Source organism: Undibacterium sp. TC4M20W, from assembly GCF_049340245.1.
Taxonomy (GTDB): Bacteria; Pseudomonadota; Gammaproteobacteria; order Burkholderiales; family Burkholderiaceae_D; genus Undibacterium.
On sequence record NZ_JBMPPI010000018.1, the window covers coordinates 96,656 to 112,971 of the forward strand.

The 16,316-nt window shown below is 51.4% G+C and carries 15 protein-coding genes; 8 read left to right on the plus strand and 7 right to left on the minus strand.

All coding sequences use genetic code 11. The features are described 5' to 3' along the window. Positions 1-85 precede the first annotated feature (85 nt). Positions 86-892, plus strand: a complete 807-nt coding sequence (locus ACO0LL_RS19975) for a substrate-binding periplasmic protein (RefSeq protein WP_422952573.1) — start codon at positions 86-88, stop codon at positions 890-892. A 30-nt stretch (positions 893-922) separates the two neighbouring features. On the opposite strand, the gene ACO0LL_RS19980 is transcribed toward ACO0LL_RS19975, so the two are convergent. The 6 genes from ACO0LL_RS19980 to ACO0LL_RS20005 form a co-directional block, all read right to left on the minus strand. Further along, a complete protein-coding gene (locus tag ACO0LL_RS19980; RefSeq protein ID WP_422952574.1) occupies positions 923-1,336 on the minus strand; it encodes a hypothetical protein in 414 nt (137 codons plus the stop codon). 147 nt (positions 1,337-1,483) lie between these two features. Further along, a complete protein-coding gene (locus ACO0LL_RS19985) occupies positions 1,484-1,822 on the minus strand; it encodes an energy transducer TonB (RefSeq protein WP_422952575.1) in 339 nt (112 codons plus the stop codon). A gap of 516 nt (positions 1,823-2,338) precedes the next feature. After that, positions 2,339-3,244 carry a TraB/GumN family protein gene (locus ACO0LL_RS19990; protein WP_422952576.1) on the minus strand — a complete coding sequence of 302 codons (906 nt, stop codon included), beginning with the start codon at positions 3,242-3,244 and terminating at the stop codon, positions 2,339-2,341. A gap of 244 nt (positions 3,245-3,488) precedes the next feature. Next, complete coding sequence (locus ACO0LL_RS19995) at positions 3,489-4,133, minus strand: pyridoxamine 5'-phosphate oxidase family protein (RefSeq protein ID WP_422952577.1); 645 nt, start codon at positions 4,131-4,133, stop codon at positions 3,489-3,491. Positions 4,134-4,137: 4 nt separating this feature from the next. Then, positions 4,138-4,926, minus strand: a complete 789-nt coding sequence (locus ACO0LL_RS20000) for a substrate-binding periplasmic protein (protein WP_422952578.1) — start codon at positions 4,924-4,926, stop codon at positions 4,138-4,140. 122 nt (positions 4,927-5,048) lie between these two features. Beyond that, on the minus strand, positions 5,049-7,079 hold the full coding sequence (locus tag ACO0LL_RS20005; RefSeq protein ID WP_422952605.1) for a UvrD-helicase domain-containing protein: 2,031 nt from the start codon (positions 7,077-7,079) through the stop codon (positions 5,049-5,051). 287 nt (positions 7,080-7,366) lie between these two features. On the opposite strand from ACO0LL_RS20005, the gene ACO0LL_RS20010 reads away from it, so the two are divergent. The 7 genes from ACO0LL_RS20010 to ACO0LL_RS20040 all read left to right on the plus strand — a co-directional run bounded on the left by ACO0LL_RS20010 (position 7,367) and on the right by ACO0LL_RS20040 (position 15,442). Further along, entirely contained in the window at positions 7,367-8,428 is a 1,062-nt protein-coding gene (locus ACO0LL_RS20010; protein ID WP_422952579.1) for a response regulator, read from the plus strand. Beyond that, a complete protein-coding gene (locus ACO0LL_RS20015) occupies positions 8,421-9,218 on the plus strand; it encodes a hypothetical protein (RefSeq protein WP_422952580.1) in 798 nt (265 codons plus the stop codon). Before ACO0LL_RS20010 ends, ACO0LL_RS20015 begins: the two co-directional genes overlap by 8 nt. A gap of 64 nt (positions 9,219-9,282) precedes the next feature. Then, on the plus strand, positions 9,283-12,492 hold the full coding sequence (locus tag ACO0LL_RS20020; RefSeq protein WP_422952581.1) for a response regulator: 3,210 nt from the start codon (positions 9,283-9,285) through the stop codon (positions 12,490-12,492). 1 nt (position 12,493) lies between these two features. After that, positions 12,494-12,859, plus strand: coding sequence for a response regulator (locus ACO0LL_RS20025; RefSeq protein ID WP_422952582.1), 366 nt, complete (start codon positions 12,494-12,496; stop codon positions 12,857-12,859). An 81-nt stretch (positions 12,860-12,940) separates the two neighbouring features. Then, on the plus strand, positions 12,941-13,423 hold the full coding sequence (locus tag ACO0LL_RS20030) for an SRPBCC family protein (RefSeq protein ID WP_422952583.1): 483 nt from the start codon (positions 12,941-12,943) through the stop codon (positions 13,421-13,423). Between the two features lie 42 nt (positions 13,424-13,465). Further along, complete coding sequence (locus tag ACO0LL_RS20035; RefSeq protein WP_422952584.1) at positions 13,466-14,608, plus strand: hypothetical protein; 1,143 nt, start codon at positions 13,466-13,468, stop codon at positions 14,606-14,608. 258 nt (positions 14,609-14,866) lie between these two features. Beyond that, on the plus strand, positions 14,867-15,442 hold the full coding sequence (locus ACO0LL_RS20040) for an outer membrane beta-barrel protein (protein ID WP_422952585.1): 576 nt from the start codon (positions 14,867-14,869) through the stop codon (positions 15,440-15,442). A 60-nt stretch (positions 15,443-15,502) separates the two neighbouring features. On the opposite strand, the gene ACO0LL_RS20045 is transcribed toward ACO0LL_RS20040, so the two are convergent. Further along, complete coding sequence (locus tag ACO0LL_RS20045) at positions 15,503-16,303, minus strand: lysostaphin resistance A-like protein (RefSeq protein ID WP_422952586.1); 801 nt, start codon at positions 16,301-16,303, stop codon at positions 15,503-15,505. Positions 16,304-16,316: the final 13 nt, after the last annotated feature.

The following is a 16,316-nucleotide window of genomic DNA, read 5'->3' on the forward strand; positions in this document are numbered from 1 at the left end:
AGACCGGCTTTTGCGGACAGCCGCCAACAGTCAAAGCAGATAATTTGCGCTAAGATAAGGCGTATGCTTTCCAACCCTGTCGATAATGCCAAGTTATACACGTTTATTGTGTTGCATCTTGCTGGTTTGCGCCGGCTGGGTCAGTGTGGCACATGCACAAACAAAACCCGGAGTGGTGTTGTTGATGAGCGAAGAACTGGATGGCAAAGGCAATGTCATTCCCTTGACTGTTGAAGTCGTGGAATTGCTGCGCTACCTTGAGCAACATACCAGACTCAAGTTTGAAGTAAGGCGCTACCCCTGGAAAAGAGCAGTAGAAAATGCAGCCATGGGTGAAGGCCTGATCTTTGGAATGTCCAAAACCCGTGAACGCCTGCGCAGCTTCAAGTTCAGCGCCCCCATCTTTAGCGACCAGGCTGTGCTGGTGACACTCTGCAATGCCAGGTTTGCTTTCAATTCTATCAACGATCTGAAAGGCAAGACCATAGGCATAGTACGTGGCACCAGCTATGGAGAAGAATTTGACCGCCTCAGCAATGACTTGTTCAAGGTAGAAGATGACACCGGCAATAACCTTGGGCGTTTCAGAAAATTAAGCATGCGCCGCATGGATGCCTTCTTGCTGTATAGCTCAAGTGGCAATATAGGCAGGCTGGAAAACCATATCAACCAGCAATACGCGGCAGAATACGGTGATAAACAAACAAACAGCGAAGCAAGCGGCAAATCAAACAGTAAATTGTTTTGCATATTGCCGCGACCGGTATCATCGGTAGATATCCATATTGCCATGCGCACTGATGGCAACATCAGCCTGCTGCAAAAAATCGACAAAGCCATCATGCAAGGCCGCCAGAGTGGTGAACTGGCACGTATCTATGCGCCGAGGTGAGTGCGGAGATGAGTGCAGAAGTGGGTGCTCTTAGGCTATGCGGGCACCCTTGTATTGATGGCGTAATACCAGACGGCTACTGGAGATCAGGCTATTCAGACCCAGTATCAGTTGTATCAGTACATGTCCTGGCAAACCCCAGACTTGTCCCTTGGGTGGCTTACTGCGGGTCACGGCAGTCAATACCGGCGTTACCCATTGTGCTTCTTCTGTCAGGTCCAGCATGACATCACCGTCAGAGTTGGTATGCAGGTAAAGCTCGCCGCCATGTAGCAAGCTCAGGCAGATGCCTTGGCCGGTAGTTGGCTTGTCACCCAGGGCTTGCTGTAATTCGCGGTGCTGCAAATCCATCCAGGCTTCAACATCCAGTGCAGTTTCAAGAGATATCCACGGATGCTCTGGCAGAGTTTGCGCCAGGTCAGATTGCTGCTTGTCATTTAACATCATTTTGCTGTATTCGTTTCCATGCCATGAGGCTGAAACAGCATTCTGACACAAATACCCGCAACGACTCCATCAACAGCAGTTGTACGCTTGCGCAAGCCAATTAAACAATGAAGTCTTGCGCAAGCTTTCAGGCAATTACTGCAATTATTTCAGCGTCCAGGCGAATGCCAGGGTATTCCAGCCTGGAGTCGCACCGACCTGGAAGCGGCATGCCTTCAGCGCACGCAAGGATGCCTTGTCGAGTTTGCGAAAACCACTGGAGTCAATAATTTTTGCATCGATCACCGTGCCTTTGTCATTGAGCAGGTAGTTGAGCTTGACCATGCCCTGCTCTTCATCATTCAATGTACGTTGATCGTAGCTCGGTGCCTCGCAACCAGATGCGGCAAACGCCTCATTGGCTTCCATGGCAAAGGCAGGCAAGGTGGCCAGGGCAAAAGCCAGCGTAGTGACAAAGGCATACAGGCGGAAATGTGGGGACATAATAAACTCCTCAGGTTATATCAATGAATTTGCAACTGCGCCATGAGGTTTGCGACAATACTTGCGACGATATTTTCGACGGTACTCACCGAGGTTTTTACATCGCTGAATCAAGCTGATCACGGGCAGATGAATGCAATATACGTGAGCAGCACTACGCTCAAAAATCAATAATTCGTATAGGCATTATTTCCAAAATACATAATGCTAAGGACGCATTTATTTGGTGCGGCAAGCAGATTTGATTTATCTGAAAAATTCTCTACGCTTGTGCAAATTCAATTGAAAAGCCCGCCAATATTGCGTTCTCTCTTCATGTTGGTGCAAAAAAATTTATCTGATGCCAGTAAAATATTTTTCATATTTTTTGTAACAGATGCACATTTGGAAGTCCCTTTGTCTTTTCCGGGCCTGAGGGGATGCGGGAAAAAAACCATTACTGGATTAACACTGCAAAAAAACAAAAAAAGCGCAGAGTTGCAAGCTCTGCGCCTTTTGCAAATTGGATGTAGCAGTTTATTTGATCTGCTTCACTTCCAGGCCCTGTTTTTCCAGCAAATCGATGATGCTATTGGCACCCGACAAATGTCCTGCACCAACCACGATAAAGAGTTTCTTGCCTTCTCCGAGCAAGCCCTGGATTTTTTTTGTCATGCCCTGATTGCGGTCATCCAGTAATAATTTCATGAGCTTTTTCGAACCGACATCTTTGCTGGCCGCATCTTGCAGGATTTTTGCGAGACCTTCTGCATCGCCACTTTTCCAGGCAGCGATCATGCCTGCGGTTTCACGCAGGGTGTCACCACTTTTCAAGCCCGCCAGTGTTTGCGCCAGCATGGCGTCAGCATCTTCGTCGCTCAGACCACCCAGCACACTGGCTTGAAATGCCGTGCTTTCGAGTTCAATGATATCTTTCTTGTCCTGTTTGGCACGCAAGACATAATGCAGATCGACTCCTTTGGAGGCATCATAGCCTTGCTGCCTGAATACACCTATGCTGAGTGCGGTGGCGACTATCGTGGGTTTGAGGCTCTGGAATTGCGCAGCCGCCGGGCCGACCATGGATTGCAAGCTTTCAAAGGTGCTCTTTTTGATATGGTTTTCCAGTTTGTCTGGTGCCGCATAGGTAAAGAAAGGCATGGCTTTTTCTGCGGCCTTGGTATCAGTAGTATCGACTTCAACGACAAGGGTGTCAGCCTGTTTATAGGCGGCATCAACGGCCTCAGGCAGAGGATAGAAGCTGGCTTTGGCGAGGTGGATGGAACCAAACAGATAGGCAGTATTTTTATCTGATTTAACTTCCCAGAAAACACCTTTGGCAGGCGTCTCTGCCTGGGCAAAGGCACTGCTGGTGGCAATGGCAATACCAAATGCGGCCAGATATTTGAGTATTAACTGAGTAAGCGTAGGCTTGAATGTCATTATCTTAAGTTCCATGTAATTATTTGGTCTGACCCTGGTCTGGATCTGAGCTGCTTCCGATATCGCGCCAGGCGGCAAAGGATACCAGAAAGCTCGCGCACTACTAATAAACACGATTTTAAACTCAATCGATTACTGGAAAGGAGTTACGCAAAATTGTCCCAGCAAGGCGTAGCGACGAAGACAGTACTTTAGTACGGCAAGGAGCTGCAACGCAGCTGGGGCGGTTTTGCGTAAGTCCGGCTTAATACAAAGTGGCACGCTGCCTTGCGGGCAACTCACTATCATATTTATCGCCATCAACTTCAGCATTGGTCAGAGCAGCCAGTATCGTGCCTGGGCTAGGTAAGCCGGGAGTTTTTTCACTGGCGCTTTGCCACAAGTGTGAGCGGATAATGGCGCGCGCGCATTGAAAGTAAACGGTATCAACAGCGATGCGCAGCACGCATTTGGGTGCTTTGCCATCAACGGCAAACCTGTCCAGTAAAGCAGGCTCAACAGAAATGCTGGCCTTGCCATTCACACGCAAGGTCTCGCCCACACCGGGAATTAAAAACAATAGCCCAACCTGTGGGTCAAACAGGATATTACGCAAGCTATCAACGCGGTTATTGCCGCGACGCTCAGGCAACAACAAGGTTTTTTCATCTTCAACCACGATGAAGCCAGGAGCATCACCGCGAGGCGATGCATCTAGTCCATCAGGGCCGCGTGTCGCCAGTACCGCAAAGGGTGATGCTGCTATCATGGCCTGGTAGTGAGGGTGAATATAAGGCACTTCCTTTTTGATGGATGCAGCACCAACGGTATCAAACAAGGCTTGCAGTTGTTCGCTCGTGGTGATCAGGTGGGGCGTGGATGACGATGGTATTGATGGTGAGTTCGGCATGAAATCAGTTTTTTCCTATGACGGGTGCTTTGCGCCAGTCGGCGCGGGCTTGCAACAAAGCACGTTCGATGAAACCTTCTTTATGCAATTTCTCCAATTGCTTGTTGAAAGCGGACAGATGAATGGCGCAGGGGCTTTGTGCAACAAAACCAAACAGGTTTTGTGAGTCTATCAAAAATGGTTGAAGAGGTACGAGCTTGTCATCGATATTCGCCGAGGCCATATAAGCCTGACCGACATGGTAACCTGTGATCACATAATCAAAGCGGTTTGCCAGCAACATGGTAAAGGCGGTTTCCAGATTGTCTGTCTCGCTGATCTGCAGGCGGTTATCCATGTATTCATCAAATGCAGAGCCAAAGCGGTTGCCGCGCGCGATGCCACCACGCAAACCTGCCAGGTCTTCCCATTTTGCATAGGGCATGGGGCGGTCTTTTTTTACAAAGGCAGCCACAGGATTATTCAGCACCAGTTCACTGAACAATAAAAAACTGCGGCGCTCCGGGGTATTTTTGAGGGTGGCAATGATGTCGATGTTGCCATTCTGGGCGGCATTCAATACCCGCTTCCACGGCCCCAGATAACGCAATTCATAGGGCAGCCCCAGGTCAGTCAGAATGCGGGTGACGATGGCAATACTGGCACCCTGAAACTGTTTGCCATCATGCCAGTGCAAGGGAGGATAGGCAGGGTCTGCTGAGACGATCACACGTTCACAAGCCGCCCGCGCCTGTGCTGGCTGCATGAGCAGGTTGCAGGACATTATCATCAGCAAGGCAAGCAAACGGTGCATAAATCCCTTTTGCAAAATACTACTTATCTTTTGGGACGCAAACTATGCTAACTATTCTTGCGCCTCAGGCAATATTAACATTTTTGCCTGACCATGAGCTCAAAATGCACCAAATCAGCGCATTATTCCCTGGGTTTGCTCAATAAGGCTTTTAAACCAGCCAGCCTTTCCTTGGGTGTCATGACTTCGCTTTCTGCGGGCACGGCATCACCTTCATCAAGTTTCATTTCCTTGATAAAACGGGATGGATCGCAATGCACCTGCACACCCGCACGTTTGCGTTTTTTGCACCAGGTGATGTGCAGGCTGCGCTGCGCGCGGGTAATGCCTACATACATCAGGCGGCGCTCTTCTTCTATACGCGCGGCATAAGTCTCTGGCGGTGCATCAGGGTCGCCCTTGTGCGGCAAGATACCCTCTTCTACGCCAACCAGAAATACATGCGGATATTCCAATCCCTTGGATGCATGCAGGGTGGACATGCGCACGGCATCTGGCTCTTCGTCCTTGCCTTCCATCATGGTCATCAGGGCGACCATCTGGGTCAGGTCGAGCAGGCTGCGGTGATCGTCATTGCCGTCCTTGCCGCCACTACCCTTGGTTTTCAGCCACTGGGTAAAGTCGAGTACGTTCTGCCATTTGCTTTGTGCAGCACGGTCTTCAAAGCTGTCGTAGAGGTAGCCTTCGTAATTGATTTCTTTCATCAGGTCATCCAGCAATTCGCTGGCATGACTTTCCCTGTGGGCATGGGCCTCGACCTGGTTGATGAAGGTGCAGAAATTCCGTAAAGGCCGTAACTGCTTGTCGGGCAACTTTGCTTCTATGCCACCTTTGAAGACGGCGGCAAACAGCGAACATTGCCATTGTCCGGCAAATTCGCCCAACACCTCCAGCGTGGCCAGGCCGACACCGCGTTTGGGGGTGGTGATGGCGCGGATAAAAGCCGGGTCATCATCTTCATTGGCGATCAGACGCAGATAGGCAATGATGTCCTTGATCTCGGCACGGTCAAAGAAACTCTGGCCACCAGATATCGTGTAAGGAATACGTTCACGCCGCAAGGCCTGCTCGATGACACGTGCCTGGTGATTGCCTCGGTACAGGATCGCGTAATCAGAATATTTGGCCTGGCGCTCAAAGCGATGCGCAGAAATCATGATGGCGACTTGCTCGGCCTCCTGTTCATCATCCTGCATGCCCAGTACCTTGACCGGGTCACCGAGGCCATGCTCAGACCACAGCGACTTTTCAAACAGCTTGGGATTATTGCCAATAACGGAATTGGCCGCCTGCAGGATGCGGGTGCTGGAACGGTAGTTTTGTTCCAGCTTGATGATTTCCAGATTCGGAAAGTCCACCTGCAGGGTCGTCAGGTTTTCTATGGTGGCGCCGCGCCAGGCATAGATAGCCTGGTCATCATCACCAACGGCAGTGAACATTGGTTTTTTGCCGACACCTGTAACCAGCAATTTCACCAGTTCATACTGGCAGGTATTGGTGTCCTGATATTCATCGACAAGCAGGTAACGCAGGCGGCGCTGCCATTTGTCGCGTACCTGTTCATTGCTGCGGAACAGCTCTACCGGCAGGCGTATCAAATCATCAAAATCCACTGCCTGATAGGCTGACAGGGTAGCGACATAGCTGCGATATACCCTGGCGGCAATCGCCTCGTCTTCGTCCTGCGCCTGCTTCAACGCAAGCTCAGGATCGACCAGGCCATTCTTCCACAGGGACATGGCAGTCTGTATGCGCCGTATCAATTGCTTGTCGGTGGTGATTGCCAGATCCTGCACCAGTGAAAAACAATCATCACTATCCATGATGGAAAAGCGGTCTTTTAGACCCAAAGCCTGTGCTTCCTGCCTGAGTATCTTCACCCCCAGCGAGTGGAAGGTCGAAACCGTCAACTGCCTGGCCTGACGCGGCTCGGCCAGCAGTTTGGCGATACGTTCCTGCATTTCCAGCGCGGCCTTGTTGGTAAAGGTCAGGGCGGCGATATGTTTTGGATCATAGCCATGCAGTTCTATCAAGTTGACGATTTTCTGGGTAATCACCCGCGTCTTGCCCGAGCCAGCCCCGGCCAGCACCAGGCAAGGGCCATCCATATACTTGACTGCATTACTTTGGGGGGTGTTCAGGCCATGCGACATAGGGGAAGACAAAAAGAGAGGCGGGTTGATCTGCAAAAACTTGCAGGCGCTATTGTAGCCTGCAATAGCCAGGGCACCTTTAAGATCGGACACTTACTTGAGGGCTTATTTGCATGATTAATCACACGACTACTTACGCCATATGTGAACATCCGCACAGATCAAGCAGCAAGCCAACAAGCACAATCACATACTGACAATAGGAAAATTGTTGCCAAAAAGATAGAAATAAAGGCTAGACAATTGATTAAGCTAAGACTATTCTTTTACTCAGGGGGATGGCTTTTATGAAAGACCAGAAATCTGCTCGTATCCTTTTGGTTGACGACGAAGCAAGAAATATACGCTTGCTGGAAGTACTCCTGCGTGCTGAGGGTTATTCTACACTGAGTGCGGGCAATGGCGCTGACGCGCTCAAAATTGCTGCTTTTTCCCAGCCTGACCTTATCCTGCTCGATATCATGATGCCGGGCATGGATGGCTATGCCACCGTAGCCGAACTCAAGGCCAATCCCCTGACCCAGCCTGTACCCGTCATCATGCTGACTGCACTGGATGACCGTGCCTCCAAACTGCGCGCCCTGCAGGCAGGTGCCGAAGAATTCCTGACCAAACCCATAGACAGTGCCGACCTTAGCGTACGGGTACGCAATCTCTTGCGTCTCAAGGAGTACGGTGATTTTTTGAATGACCATAATCGTATTCTGGAAAGCCAGGTGGTACAGCGCACCGCCCAACTGGAAGACGCTTACCGAGATACTGTGTTTACACTGGTGCGTGCGGCTGAGCACAAGGATGAAGAAACCGGCCATCATGTACGCCGCATCAGTTACTACTGCCGCGCGCTGTCAGAAGCCATGGATTTACCCGGCGAATTTCATGATGCAATTTTCCAGGCAAGCCCCATGCATGACATAGGCAAGATAGGCATACCTGATCATGTGCTGTTAAAACCCGGCAGTTTTAATCACGACGAGTGGAATATCATGCGCACCCATTGCGCGCTGGGTGCCAGCATACTGTCCAGCGGCACTTCACCATATACCGAGATGGGTGCAGAGATCGCCCTGAACCATCATGAGCGCTGGGATGGCAGCGGTTATCCAAACGGGCTCAAGGGTGAAGCCATCCCCATTGCGGCCAGGGTCATGCAGATTTGCGATGTGTATGATGCCTTGCGCAGCCGCCGCCCCTACAAACCGGCACTGGATCATGAGCACACCATGAACATCATTATCAAAGGCGATGGCCGTACCGAGCCTGAGCATTTTGATCCGGCAGTATTGTCCTGTTTTGTCGCAGAGGCCCACCGCTTTGCTGCTATTTACGAACTGCATGCCGATGCCTGAAACCCAACTTCCCGCTATCCTGCTGATTGATGACGATGCCGGTTTGCTGCAAGCATTATTACGATTGCTCAGTTCTTTGCAACACCCTCTGCTCAGCGCTGACAATGCGCGGGAGGCGCAAGCCATCATGGCAGAGCACCATGTAGGCGTACTGATCTGTGAACCGCGCGACAGGGCTGCTGCTGATTTTTTAATCAATACCAAAGAAAAACATCCGGATATCGTGCGTTTGATCTTGACTGCCTATCCCGATCTGGACAGTGTGCTGAGAGTCGTCAACCAGGCCCATCCGTTCATGGTGGTGACCAAACCCTGGCTGGATGAAGAATTGCAGGCAACGGTGAGTCTGGCATTGAAACAATATGCAGTGAACCGTGAACGTGAACGACTGTTGAAAGAATACAACGGTATTCTGAATAATGCAGGCACTGCACACGCTTTCCGTACCTTGGATGCACTCATGTATTCCATCCACAAGGACATGACGGCAGATGCGATTGATAATCTGCCTATGGGAGCCTGCCTGATGGTCGATGGTGTTGTCAGCAAATATAATAGTACTGCCATCCGCATGCTCAGGGAGCTTGATCAGACACAGATCAATATAGGTGCGCAAATTGAAGAGTTGCCAGCAGTCTTGCAAAACGCCTATGCAGCTGAACGTAAACGTCGCGTACAAACCCGTCTGGACGGGCAACACAGGCTGGATTATTTTGTACTGGACCTGAGTGTGGGTACCCTGATTGCATTTGCTCCTGAACCCAGGTTGGGCAGGCCACCAGATCATTAGCATAATGTTCAAGAAGTTTTACATGAAGTTCTAGTCCAACTATGTCCACCATGGAAAATGCATCATGAAAAAAATCAGTACCGAATTCAGACTGCTCGCAGGGCTTATGTTCGGGCTGGTCTTACTTTTATCCGCTGGCTGGCAAATGTACCGCTCACTGCAAGACTATCGTGAAAATTCCTTATGGGTGACTCACACCTACCAGGTGCTTGATCAGTTAAATGACGTCAGGTCAGGCGTGCTGGAACTGGAAAGCATACAACGCCTGTATTTCATCACTGGCGATGATGTGTTTACCGGACAGCGCGACAGCAAATCCAGGCAGGTACGTGAGGCAGCAAAAAGCATCGCCGAGCTGACCACGGATAATCCACGTCAGCAACTGCTGTATAAAAACCTCGTGCAAAAACTCGAAGAAAGACTGAACGCACTGGACAATACCTTGCAGGTTTATCAGGTAGATGGCTATGCAGCAGTGCGCAGGCAACTGATCAGTGGTACCCCGCGCATCATCATGGAAGCCCTGCTGGCGCAAATCAACAGCATGGAAGAAGAAGAACGCGTACTGCTGCAACAACGCAAAACCAAGGTCGATAGCAATTTTTTGCAGGCGCGCAACATCGGCATATTGGTACTCGTCATTACCCTTGCTGGTGGTGCCCTGCTGTGGTGGCAATTCAAGCGTGATGTCAACCAGCGCATACTGGCAGAAGAAGCCGTACGTGACAGTGAATCCCTGCTGAAGCAGGTGCTCGACATTTTGCCGGTCGGTGTCCTGATCTCTGACCGTGACGGCATGCTGACGACCATCAACCCCGGTGCCAGGATCATCTGGGGCGGCAGCCGTTTCGTCAGTACAGATCAGTACGGCGAATATGCAGGCTGGTGGCCAGACAGCGGCAAGCGTATCGAGTCTGATGAATGGGCCATGGCACGCACCCTGAGAACAGGTGAAACCATACTCAATGAACTGGCTGACATACGCTGCTTTGATGGCAAGCGTAAAACCATTTCGAACAGCACTGCCCCCTTGCGTGATGTGGCAGGCAAGCTGATCGGTGGCTTGTCGGTGAATGTGGATGTGACCGAGTTCATTTATACCGAGCGCAAACTGCGTACCGCTGCACATTATGATGACACACTGGTCAAGGCACAAAACATGTTTGCTGCCAGCTTTGAGCGGCATAAAATCTTTGATGGATTATTGAACCTGCTGGCCGAACGACATGGCTACCTGATGTCGGCACTGTATAGTTTCGACGAATGGTATGCACGCTTTCGCTGTGAGGCCAGCTATGGTCTGGCCAGCGATATCCCGCGTGAATTTGAGCTGGGCGAGGGCATGCTGGGCCAGGTTGCCCTGACCGGTAAAACCAATTCGCTTGATGCCAGCCGCCTGAGCCTGCAAACCGGGCTGGGAAATTTCAGCCCCAGGCATGTGTTGATGGTACCGGTGTTGTACCAGGATCACCGTCTGGCAGTCATGGTGCTGGCAACCACCAACGATATCATTGCTGGCGAACAGTTATTTCTGGAAAGGCTGGCCAGCCAGCTCGGTGTCGCCCTGCATAATCTGCGGCAATACAATGACCTCAAACTGCTGGCAGAACAATTACGCAGCAGTAGTGAAGAAATCGCTGCCAAGAATCAGCAACTGGAACAGGCAAGCCGCATGAAATCTGAATTCCTGGCGAATATGTCGCATGAATTGCGCACCCCGTTGAATGCGATCGTCGGTTTTTCTGAAATACTCAAGGACGGCTTGCTGGGCAGCTTGTCCGTCCAGCAAAAAGATGCCTCGGCAGATATCTTCAATAGCGGTAAACACTTGCTGGCACTGATCAATGACATCCTTGACTTGTCGAAGATAGAAGCCGGCAAGATGCAGATCAATCTGGAACCTACGGACATCGGTTCACTGGTGCAATCCAGCTTGCAGGTGGTAAGGGAGCAGGCCAGCCTGCAGAGTCTGCAGGTCACTTCCAAGATCCAGGAAAATCTGCACGATATCTGGCTTGATGAAGTCAAGGTCAAGCAAATCATTTACAACCTCTTGTCAAATGCCGTCAAATTTACTCCTGAGGGTGGCCGTGTACATATCTCGGTACGCCGGATTGATGGCTATCTGGTAGCAGGCGGGCGCTTTGAACATTATCTGGAAATCATGGTCAGCGACAGCGGCATAGGCATACCAGAAGAGTCACAAGTGCTGTTGTTCAAACCTTTCACCCAGATAGACAATAGCCTGTCGCGCAAACATCAGGGCACCGGCCTGGGCCTGGTCATGGTAAAACGCATGGCCGAGCTGCATGAAGGCACTGTCACCCTGACCAGCATTGCTGACAAGGGCTCTACCTTCACCGTCTTGCTGCCATGGCGTACCGCCAACCTGCCACTCAAAGCCAGAGCGCAAGCTGCTACGGGCACCAATGCCAATGTCGATGCTGATGACAGTAGCACTGTCATCAGTACCAGCAGTACCAGCAGTAAAGTCGCCAGTAACAGCCTGATTCATGCGCAGGGCGAGTTGCTCGCACTGGTCATAGAAGACGATGACCAGGCCGCCGAAGTCTTGCGTGTGCAACTGGAAAGCGAAGGCTTCCGCATCGTCCGCGCTACCACGGCAGAAGCAGCGCTGGCCATGGCAGAACAGGAACATCCCGACCTGATTACCCTGGACATTTTATTGCCGGGCATGGATGGCTGGGAGTTTCTTGAAAATTTCAAACAGCATCCCTTATTTTCCTCAACCCCGGTAGTCATCATCTCCATCGTGGCCGACCGTGGCCGTGGCCTGTCTTTGGGCGCAGCCCATGTCATGCAAAAACCCATCGCCCGGGAAAACCTGACTGCTGCCCTGAGTGCCATGGGCTTTGGCAAAGACTCTGCGGCTGCACAAAAAACTGCCCTGGTGGTCGATGATGATCCCAAAGCCGTGCGGCTGGTAACCACGCAACTTGATATCTTTGGCTATAAAACCCTGGCCGCCCTGGGCGGGCAGGAAGGTATAGATATGGCACATCAGCATAAGCCAGACCTGATCGTGCTGGACTTGATGATGCCTGAAATTAATGGCTTTGATGTGGTGGAGGCCCTGAAAAGTGATACAGTCACAGCAAGTATCCCGATTATTATCCTGACCGCCAAGCAGGTAACTGCCGACGACAGGATACGCCTGAATGGTGATGTCAAAAAAGTCATGGAAAAATCTGATTTCAATCACGGCCGTTTCATCGGTGAAGTAAGGCGGGCCATGGCGGGCAGGGGCAAGTAAGATGGCGCGTGTACTGATCATTGAAGACAACCCGGTCAATATGAAGCTGGCGGCATTCCTGTTGCAGAATGCCGGTTATGAAGTATTGCAGGCCGTCGATGCCGAGGCAGGCTTGCAAGTTGCCAGAATAGAATTGCCTGACCTGATCCTGATGGACATGCAATTGCCTGGCATAGACGGGATGACCGCTACCAAGCAGCTAAAAGCTGCCGCTGGCACTGCTCACATCAAGATCGTTGCGCTCACCGCCTTTGCCATGAGTGGTGATGAAGAGCGCTTCCGCGCTGCCGGCTGTGATGCCTATATGGCAAAACCTATACGCTACCAGGCATTTTTAACTCTGGTTGATTCCATACTCAAGACCTGAATCCACATTCATGGACCAGGGAAGCAAGAGCAGGCAAGGGCAAGCTGGAGTAAACTAGCGGCATCAGAATAAAGGTGCTCCATGAAATTTGAACATTTAGTCGAAATCAATGACCTCGGCAATGCTGCGGTAGAGGTGATCACTCGCGAACAATTATGGCGTGGCCTGGTCTTGCGGGCAGAAATGCCAAGGTTGTTTGTCTCTTATCTTGATGACGCCAGTATCATGGACCGCAATGAAGCCAGCATGACGCGCACTTTGAAATACGGCGCGCTGGAAATCACTGACCGCGTCAGCCTCGTCCATCTTGAGCATGTACATTACGATGTCGCGGCGCAAAAAGACATCCCGCAGTCTTCATTGCGCATGAGCATAGAAGAACCACAGCCAGATGCGCTGTTTGTCCGTTTTGCCTATGACAGTGGCAACGCTGAAGCAGAAGATGCTGAAGCGAAAATGTATAACGAATACCGCAAGTCGGCGTATCAGGAAGCCGATGTAGAGACCGTGCGCATCATCCGCGAACTGGCAGAAAGCGGGCGGCTGGATGCGCTGCCGTCCTGACCGCATATGATGGATTGCTGATCCACCTGCATTTCAGGGATAATGCGGCTCAGTAATCCCGTCATCACTTATCTTTACACCAAGGCCCCCATGACCAAGCGCACTACTCCTGCAACCAAGAAGCCAGCCCTGGCCGCTCTGGACTTACCTGCCCCGGTACAAACCGCACGTTTGAAACGCAAGCAATTTGCCAGCACGGGTGACGTGCATATCCAGGGTGATGCCGTGATTGCCACCCAGTTCATCGTTGGCGGTGATTGCCTCATTGATGGCGATTTGGAGGCAGAAGAAGTGTTTTGCCTCGGCAAGCTGACGGTCACGGGTGATATCCGCGTGCAATCCCTGTATGTGGGCCATGCGCTGGATGCAGGTGGCAATATCGATGTTGAATACCTCATCAAGACCGGTTGCAGTGCCGACTGGATGGCTCGCATGCTGGAACTGGACCAGCGCAAACCAGCCGCCGATGGCAGCAGCTATATGGATATCCTGGTACATCCAGCCATACTGAAACGCTATGATCATCATGATGCCTTTGGCGGTTTTGGCGATATCCAGGCACTGGGTTATGTTGCCTGTGCCGACCTCGATTGCCATGGCAATGTACAACTGGATGATGTGCTTGAAGTGGGTGAAATCCAGTTTGTTGGCGGCCATTTGTCGGCAGCTGCCATCCACGTTGCTGGCGATTGCAATTGCCAGGGTGAGTTGTTCAGTGAAACTGATATCCAGGTTGAGGGTGCGCTGTTTGCAGCGAATCTGATCTGCCAGGGCAACCTTGATGTTGCCAGCATCCATAGTCAGGGTGATATCAGTACCTGGGGTTATCTGCGTGCTACTGGCGAAGTCAGCAGCCTGCGCGGTGAAATTCACAGTGGGCGCTGGATTGCTACCAAGGGCAGCATCTATGCCGCCAAATACATAAAGACTGGCGAATCCCTGGTTGCCGAAAAAGGCATCAGTTGCGGTGCCGATTATGGCATCCTGGCTGCCACCAGCCTGCCGCGCTCACGCTGGGCCACGCATGGTTTCGTCTCTGCTGCCAGCAAACCGCGCCTGCTGTTGTCCGGCCAGTTTGTCGAAGGCAAAAAACTCAAGCATATCGATGCGCTGGAAAAAAAGCGTGAAACCGAACTCGACTGGGAAGTACCACGCCGCCTGAAGCGTGAAATGCAGCCAGTCTGATCTCCACATCACCGGCCCCGGCATTCTCGCCGGGGGCAGGCAGGGCTCATCTGCGGCCCGCAGCTCTTCTACACGAAACCTGACAAGGCCTGAGCAGCAATCAGGGCTTGTCTTGTCCTCACGCTTGCCACTATACTTGCGCCCCTCGTTCAATCTGGTAGCACAGCTTTCATATTCATGTGATGTGATGTGATGTGATGTGAAAAGCATGCTGGCATGTTTGCATGGGGTTTCTTCTTATTCAAATCACTATTATTTATGAAAAAAATTCTGCTCGCCTGTGCAGTCAGCCTGCCTATGATCGCTTGCGCCCAAGCTGACCAAAAACCATTGCGCCTCGCCCTGAGTATGGGCCTGAGTGCTGGTGGCGACACGATCACGACGGTCAGCTACACCGATGGCACACGTTCCAACGTCTCGGCTGGTACTGGCCTGATTTTGTCTGCCGGTGCAGATTACCGCTACAACCAGTATTTCTCCGGTCAGGCCAATATCGGCTACCACGCCCGCTTCACGCCTGAAGCAAGTAATGGCGATGCAACTTTCTCCCGCATCCCTGTCGAATTACTCGGCTACTATCATATCAATGAGCAATGGCGCGTAGGCGCAGGTGCGCGTTTTAACAGAAACGTCAAACTCAGCGGCAGTGGCGCTGGTTCACAGTACAACCGTAGCTTTAATAATTCCAACGGTGCGATACTTGAAGCAGAGTATCTGTTCAACCCGCAATGGTCAGTCAAAGTCCGCGCCGTCAAAGAAGAGTTTGAAACGACTTATGGCAAACAGAAATTCAGCGGCAACCACTTTGGCCTGATTGGCAGTTTTTACTACTGATTTTGCTGATTTTGCTAATCCTGTACAGAAGCCGAATGGCTTCTGTATTTGTAGCAAGTTCTAGCCCAGGTCTTTCACCACCAGCATGCGCCGTAACAGGTAAATACCTATGCTGGTGGATACCAGGGCCGCAATACAAAGCGCTGTCGATGGATGCCAAGAGCCGCTGATACCTCGCGTCGCTGCCCATCTGTACGCATACAGGGCGACGCCATTCGACCCTGCATGCAAAGCGATGCCCGGCCACAAGGAGCGCGTTTTATCATACAGCCAGGCACAAACCAGGCCTAACACCGAAGCGCACAGGAATTGATAGATATTCATGTGGGCCATGCCAAACAACAACGCTGACATCAGAAAAGCCAGCTTGCGCGAATATTGTTGCAAAAAACTGCGCAAGACCAGGCCGCGGAACAACATCTCTTCCAGCACAGGCGCAACCAGGCAGGCAATGATGATGGAATGCACACCATTGCTCATCATCTCATCGAATATTCTTTGCTGGCCAGCAGGCACAGGTTGCCACTCTTCCAGCGCGCCGCCGATGAAACTCAATGATAATTCCAGCCCCGGTATCAGCAGCATGACCGGCACCATGATCAGGCACAGACGAGCAGGCGTAAGCGCTGCGGCGGAATGGAATAGCTCTCTATAGCTCATGCCCTTGTATTGCAACACCGCTGTAAATAGCACGCCATTCGCCAATACCATGATGACGCCATCGACTTCATCCATGCTCACACCAGTGATGAACCTGCTGTCGTGTACCAGCATATTCAACAATACCTCAGCCCCGAGCAAGAAAATGATCAGGAAGAAGGCTTCCAGGGCAGTCGGGAAATTCTCATGTTTTTGATTCATTGCTATGGCGTAT